We start from the raw sequence: 1,916 nt of genomic DNA on the forward strand, positions 1-1,916 counted from the left end.
GTGATCTACTATTCCGCGCAGCTATTTAGTGCAATACCTACTGCAATGAACAACCACGGACTAAACATCATGCAAGCTACCCAACTCACTAACACCAATTCCTTCATATAACGCCTCCTGAGACTATCTAACAATGTATAGATGTATTTACTCACAGACGTAAAAAAAGCCGTCAAATGACGGCCTAAGAGAATATAACCGATGTATCTCACTGCTATAGCAAAAGTGCATGTGAATGGTATGCTATCTGGTAAAGCATTGGTGCTTTTGTAGGGAGTTCGTGTATTGCAGATGAATATCTTAACACCTGTTTTTTATAGACTTCACCTGTTATAGGGAACTGTAAAGTACAAACTTCTTTTTCTGGTTTACAATAAAATTTCCACGGGGGAGCAGGAAATTTATATTTATTTTCAAGATTAGATATTCTTTCTTTATCTTTACTTTCAAACAATATATATGCCATCCCTGAAAAACCAGGCCCATCCCCATCGCCATGATCTTTTTGCATTGTAACAATTCTGAAATTTGTTTCTGGATAAGGCCACACATCGGCTTTATCCTTTAAAATATCATTAGATTTAAAATCATCATCCAATATAATATCATTAGTTATGGGTATGTCATACCAATGATCTTTGGTTATATTAACCAGGTAGTCATAATCACTCCCTATAAGAACAATTTTTTTCGTGTTATTTACAACTGTTGTTGTATATCCCGTTATAAAGTCATCTTTATCTTTATATCTAATATCGTCGCATCCCCCTCCAATAGGGCAAAATTGACAACCAGTAAGTGATAAAACTATAGGGAGTGATAGTACTATCATCGCTCTCCTGAAAAACATTTTATTTATTATCTTCATAGTGTCATACCCGACTATTCATATAGAATATGTATTCTAGCTCTAAAAACAAAACCCTAAAGCCATTTAATAAAAAAAGCAAGAAAAATCCTAATAAGGACATAGTCTTGTTAATTTGTTGTAAATATCACACAATATTATTACATGTTTATATCCATTGGATATTGACATAATTTAAAATCCGTCTAATGACGACTTTTATATATTTCAAGATGCGTTACTATAATTTTTTATTAGATGCTCAACTGTTTTCAACTTGTTGTCTTGTACTCCTGAATAGAGTACTTCACCAGTATCCATATCGATCATTATGGCTTGTGTTTCATCTATACCAACATAATGAATTACTACAGTAATCACGTTATCAAAACGTTGAACATACATCTTACTAATCACCCGCCGTAACCTAAATAGCTGCGCCTAATACCGCTACACTTTTGCCAGCCCATGTTTGCCTCCAGGGAATGGGCTGACGGTTTCCATAAAATGGCGAACTTTTTTCAACAGTTGCCACATTGAGCGGCACTGATGATTGCGCGTTATTGTGTCGTGAAGCGCCTGCCATAGCCGTTCCACATGATTCACCCATGGCGAGTAAACCGGCTGATAAATGACCCTGAACTTCGGGTTCTCCTTCAGCCAGCGCTGTGTTTCCCGGCTTTTGTGGATAATGTAGTTGTCCACGATCAGCGTGATAGTTTTCGCCCGACGGTACGTCGCTTTAAGCCGCTTCAGCAGGCTGATGAACAGCACCGAACTTTTGCTGTTGCCGCCCACGTAGCTGACTTTACCTGTCCCGCTGTGCAGCGCTCCGGCCAGATAATATTTTTCATTCTGCCCCGGCGTCACTACCCGTTTTTGTTGTCCGCGCAGCTGCCAGTCCGCACCGATTTTGGGATTAAGATGGATATCCACCTCATCTTCATAAAAGACCGGATGCTCTGCGCTGCATTCGTCCAGTGCTTTGTGGATTGCCGCTATCTTTTCATCTTTATGCGGGGCACGGATACGCAGAGTTGGCGCGGCCCTTCGCCACACAAGCCCCGCA

Annotated in this window: 2 protein-coding genes; both read right to left on the reverse strand. The window is 39.9% G+C overall.

Annotated elements, in window-relative coordinates; genetic code table 11:
* Nucleotides 1-214: 214 nt before the first annotated feature.
* On the reverse strand, nucleotides 215-868 hold the full coding sequence (locus tag FDW98_RS18910) for a hypothetical protein (RefSeq protein WP_137398927.1): 654 nt from the start codon (nucleotides 866-868) through the stop codon (nucleotides 215-217).
* 429 nt (nucleotides 869-1,297) lie between these two features.
* Nucleotides 1,298-1,916 (reverse strand): IS630 family transposase (locus tag FDW98_RS18915; protein WP_137398928.1); only part of this gene is annotated, 619 nt, incomplete at its 5' end.

The organism is Citrobacter sp. wls711, from assembly GCF_005281055.1.
Classification (GTDB): domain Bacteria; phylum Pseudomonadota; class Gammaproteobacteria; order Enterobacterales; family Enterobacteriaceae; genus Citrobacter; species Citrobacter gillenii.